The sequence below is a fragment of the Methylocaldum sp. genome (genome assembly GCF_035627495.1).
GTDB lineage: Bacteria > Pseudomonadota > Gammaproteobacteria > Methylococcales > Methylococcaceae > Methylocaldum.
Map to the genome: position 1 here is coordinate 1 of NZ_DASPLO010000002.1, position 4,938 is coordinate 4,938.

Annotated in this window: 5 protein-coding genes and 1 pseudogene; 4 read left to right on the forward strand and 2 right to left on the reverse strand. The window is 54.1% G+C overall.

Annotated elements, in window-relative coordinates; genetic code table 11:
* A partial coding sequence (locus VEB01_RS00010; RefSeq protein ID WP_324872049.1) for a Lon protease family protein occupies positions 1-1,887 on the forward strand: 1,887 nt, incomplete at its 5' end.
* Positions 1,880-2,641 (forward strand): universal stress protein, encoded by a 762-nt coding sequence (locus tag VEB01_RS00015; RefSeq protein WP_324872050.1) that lies wholly within the window; start codon positions 1,880-1,882, stop codon positions 2,639-2,641. The genes VEB01_RS00010 and VEB01_RS00015, both read left to right, overlap by 8 nt.
* Positions 2,642-2,761: 120 nt before the next feature.
* Here VEB01_RS00015 and VEB01_RS00020 read toward each other — a convergent pair whose 3' ends face one another.
* Both VEB01_RS00020 and VEB01_RS22990 read right to left on the reverse strand, forming a co-directional pair.
* A complete protein-coding gene (locus tag VEB01_RS00020; protein ID WP_324872051.1) occupies positions 2,762-3,178 on the reverse strand; it encodes a DUF4383 domain-containing protein in 417 nt (138 codons plus the stop codon).
* Positions 3,179-3,799: 621 nt separating this feature from the next.
* Positions 3,800-4,003, reverse strand: a pseudogene (locus VEB01_RS22990) (IS3 family transposase); the annotation flags it as partial.
* A gap of 99 nt (positions 4,004-4,102) precedes the next feature.
* Here VEB01_RS22990 and VEB01_RS22995 point away from each other — a divergent pair.
* Complete coding sequence (locus VEB01_RS22995) at positions 4,103-4,387, forward strand: helix-turn-helix domain-containing protein (protein WP_414675380.1); 285 nt, start codon at positions 4,103-4,105, stop codon at positions 4,385-4,387.
* Positions 4,387-4,938: IS630 family transposase (locus tag VEB01_RS00025; RefSeq protein ID WP_324872052.1), on the forward strand; the 552-nt coding region annotated here is incomplete at its 3' end. The genes VEB01_RS22995 and VEB01_RS00025, both read left to right, overlap by 1 nt.

Consider the following 4,938-nt stretch of genomic DNA (forward strand, 5'->3'; position numbering starts at 1 on the left):
CCTGGATTCTTCAGCGGAATGACTTTATCTTCATGCATGGCGTATTCGCTCCTCTCAACAGGAATTGATGACCTCGAAGACCATCAAGAATACGCCGCCTACCTCAGCCCCTCATCCACAACTTTCGAGCATAACTCCAAGGAAGCCAAAGAAAAGTTGAAAACGCTGAATCGGGAAATTGCCGAGTTCGCCGTCAATCATTTAATGGACGATTTAAAAGCCCGTTATGAGGCTATTCCTGGGGTCGTTCAATATTTGAACGAGGCTCAAAGGGAAATCATCGACCACGCCGAAGATTTTTTTCCGAAGCAGGAAGGCGGCGGCATAGCGGCGTTGATCGGGCATGCGCCGCCGCGGCCCAGTCCGTTTCTGCGCTACAAGGTCAACCTTTTGGTCGATAATAGCGAATGCAAGTACGCCCCTGTTGTCTTCGAGAGCTTGCCGAGCCACAACAATCTCGTCGGGCGGGTCGAATACCAGGCCTATATGGGCGCTCTGGTCACCGATTTCACGATGATCAAATCCGGCGCACTGCATATCGCCAATGGCGGCTATTTGATTTTGGACGCTCGCAAAGTGCTGATGCAGCCTTTCGCTTGGGACAGCCTGAAACGCATTCTTCAGTCGCGCGAAATCCGCATCGAGTCGTTGGAGCGTGCGCTGAGCGTGATAAGTACTTCGAGTCTCGAACCCGAACCTATTCCTCTGGATATAAAAATCATTTTGATCGGAGACCGCGTTCTTTACTATTTACTCAATGTCTACGATCCGGAATTCCGCGAGCTGTTCAAAGTTTCGGCGGATTTCGAAGAAACGATCGATCGGGATGCCGATGGCAATGCGTTATACGCTCGTCTGATCGCCAGCCTGGCACGGCGAAGCCAATTGCGCCCGCTGGACAAGGAAGCGGTCATCCGGGTGGTGGAACATGCCGCTCGCTTGGTGGAGGATTCGGAAAAGCTATCCACCCATTTGCGCAGCTTGGACGATCTTCTCAAGGAGGCCGACCACTGGGCGGCACAAGTACAGCGCTCGATTATCACGCGGGATGATGTGCAGGCCGCCATCGACCACCAGATCCGTAGGGCCGACCGGCTTCGCGAACGGGTTTATGAAAACATTCGACGCGGAACGATTTTCATCGACACCGAGGGCGCAGTGGTTGGCCAGATCAATGGACTGTCAGTTGTCAGTTTGGGTGATTTTGCATTCGGCCAGCCGTCCCGCATCACCGCCACGACTCGGCTGGGCAGCGGTAAAATTTTAGATATCGAGCGGGAAAGTGAGCTGGGGGGAGCCATTCACAGTAAGGGTGTGATGATTTTGTCCGGTTTCCTGGCGCAACGTTATGCCAAAACTCAGCCGTTCTCGGTGACTGCCAGCCTCGTGTTCGAGCAATCCTATGGTCAGGTCGAAGGCGATAGTGCGTCTGTGGCGGAGCTCAGCGCGATTTTGTCGTCACTGGCCGATTTGCCGATCCGTCAATCGCTCGCGGTAACCGGTTCGGTCAATCAACATGGACAGGTGCAACCTATCGGTGGGGTTAACGAAAAGATCGAAGGCTTTTTCGACATCTGCGCGGCGATCGGCCTAAATGGAAAGCAGGGAGTTATCATTCCCCGTGCTAACGTCAAACACCTCATGCTGCGTCAGGATGTAGTCAAGGCCGCCGCGGAATCCGGCGCATTTCATGTCTATGCGGTCGACACGGTAGATCAAGCCTTGGAACTGTTGCTGGGTAAGCCGGCAGGCGAGCGTGACGCGACAGGCGCATTTCCGCCAGACAGCATTAACGGCCGTATCGAACGGCGCCTCAAGGAGTGGACCGATATCCAGAAGGCGTTCAGGAGCCAAGAAAAAGCAGGCGAGAATCAAAATTATGGCTGAGAACACTCCTGTATCCGAGCGTGTCGTGGTGGCTTTAAACGTATTGCGCCACGACATCGGCCTACTCGAACTGGCAGCGCATCTCGCTGCCCGAAAGCAAGCGCAGCTGATTGCGGTTTATGTGGAGGAGACGAACTTACTTAACTTGGCCGAACTTCCGTTCGCAGTAGAGATTGATCGTATCTGTGCTGCCGAGCGTAAAGTCGATCTGCCGCGCCTGATGCGCACCTTGCGCTCCAGCACTGAACAAATTCAGCAAGCGCTGGACCGGCTGAATGAACGGCTGCAAATCGATGTCAGCTTTCGGACGGTACGCGGACATTTCGTTTCCGCGGTTATGTCTCAGATCGAACAGGTCGATGTCGTTTTCCTTTCCAAGAGGCCTGAGCCGTATAGACGCAGCGCTACAAAGAAAACCTCTATGTACCCTATCTGGGTTGTATTCGATGGTTCCAAGGGAGCTGAGCGCGCCTTACAAATGGCTGTCGAGTTGGCCGAACTAGAATCCAGCCGCCTTTACGTTGCTCTTCCAGCGAAAACAGACACCGAATCAGAGATATTGAAACAGCTGGCGTTGAAACGCTGCGTTCAAGGCGCGGCCGTCCGGTTTGTTACCATCTACCCGTTTGATGCCCCGAATTTATTGCATTCAATTCGGCGCACTGGTTGCCGTTTGCTGGTGGTAAAACGCCAAGATGGCGACTTAAGCAAAGCCATTTCAGAAGCTGCAGCTTGCCCAGTCGTCTTGATTTGAGTCATTGAGCAGAGCGCTCTAGCGTTAAGCCAAAACCAAAATGTAATGAACGGGTGGCTGCGAAATGGAGTATCCCGCAGCCACCCGTTCAGTTAATTCCCATTCCGAATCTCAGTACATTCACGTATGCCACGCAGGCGCCCGTGCCGCGGCGGCAAACCCGAAATATGCCGCTATGGCTGCGCTCAATAGATGCAACCAAGCGTCAACGCCATATATCGGAGCCAGTCCGAACAGGGTGTTTGTCGCCGGAATAATCCCTAAAAGGAATAGCACACCAAAAAGCACCGCATTGGCACGTGCATAGGTCACAGACCTAGGAATACTCCGAGCGGCAAGAATACCCCAGATGCCGACACCGATATGTACTAAGTTATGAATCAGATTAACAGGAAAAATACCAAGGAATCTGCCGTAGCCAGCTTCTATAGCCAATCCAGGACCGCCTACCATCGGCTGTACAAGCCCCGGAATGAAGCCAAGAATACCTATTATTAGGTACACAATGCCGAACACTTTTGCGAAAGTCTGAACCATGACACGTCTCCTTTAATATCAGAACTAAACACCCTCTGATTCAACTTACCCTCGGATTCAAAAATGCCGGCTCCTTTTGAGAGCGGCAGCGCGGATTTTCTAATCCGCGCTGCAGATCCGAAGAAAAGCTCATGTTGTCAATTAGAGTTTCCGAAAACCCTCTAGTTCAGGCTCTTGGACGTCTGATTTGCTTCCTACGAGAGGTTACGAGAGACCGGAGATCGACTCCGAAACGATGGTATAAATTCGGAGAGTAAGCTTCGGTTTTGCAACTCGTGGTTTAGACGGCGGGGATGAGATCAAATCACCCCCGCCTCCGGATTTTCTGCCATCGGATGGTAGGGGTAAACCGTTGGACCTGAAGTATTCATAACGCACTGACTTACATGGGGAATTCACGGATATTGCCGGGTATAAGTTGCAAGAAGACCGGTTATTTGGAGTCGATTTCTTGCAAATTTGGAGGCATTGCATGAAGCCGAGGGAACCTCGTGGCGTGGATCAACAGGATCTATTTCGAAAGGCGCTGCCGAACCTCATCGGCCGTCGGCATGAGTTGGTTCGCTTGGCAAAGATCATGGACTGGTCGTCCCTGAATTCGGCGTTGGGGGAGCCCCTCTACCGGCGTCCGACCTTTAAGCCTTCCCGGTTCAGTATGTCCCGGAGCAATCGGGCGCCCATAAAGGGATGGTCCCGATGCAATTCGTCGAGCCGACGCATGAGCTTCAGATCAAAGTCCGCCGGAGGCCGGGCACGTAATTAAGGCTTCCCCGACTGAGTCCCAGCAATTCAGTGGGTCCTATCGATCATCGTTTTGCGCTCAGCTTGCCGGCTTTTGAGCTAAGCCGCATCCACAATGAGATGTGGAGTTTTCAAGCCGGGATTTGATAGGCTGGTTTGGTTTGAACGAGCCTTTGGAAAAGCATGTTACGAGTCGATTGTGGCCGGTGGGATCAAACGCCGGAAACGTTGCGGGAATGGGCGACGAGCGCGTCACATCCCCGGACGCGGGAACGCTGCCTAGCGTTGTACGAAATCACTCAAGATTCGAATGCTACTGCCGTCGCCGAGCGCAGTGGACGTAACCCACAGACCCTGATGAGATGGGTCCACCGGTATAACGAGCGTGGCCCTGAGACCTTGATCTATCGGCATAGCGGAGGCCGCCCCCTTTTTGCGAGCGGATCGAACAGCGCCTCGATGGAGTAATCCGGGAAGCCGTTGCGGCGGCCGCTGCCCCGCCCGGCGAAGCCACGCGGGAGCCGAAGCGATGGACGTTGAAACGGCTGGTGGCTTGGATTGAAGCTCAATTCGGTCGGACCTGTTGCCGTGAAACCGTGCGGCGGGCTTTGCAGCGGTTGAAGTTGTCCTGGAAGAAAGCCAAGAAATTCTTGGGACGGGCCGATCCTGAACGGCGCGAGGCTTTCGTCACCCAGATTCAGGATGTGCTGAAAGGTGCCCTGGAAAATCGGCACGTGTTGGTGTACCTGGATGAAGCCCATATTCATCTGGACGCGGATGCGGGATATGGGTGGTCGGTATGCGGTGAGCGGCTGTGGGTCTGCTCGCGCTCCCCGAAACTCTCGGACCGCGTGTCCTTTTACGGCCTGTATCTGTACAACCTTGGCCAGACCGAAATCTGGCCTTATCCGCGCGCCAATGGGGACTACACGAAGGAAGCCCTAGATCGTCTGCGGCAACGGTTTCCCAGCCGGCCGATCCAGTTGGTCTGGGACGGGGCGCCGTATCACCGGGCGGCG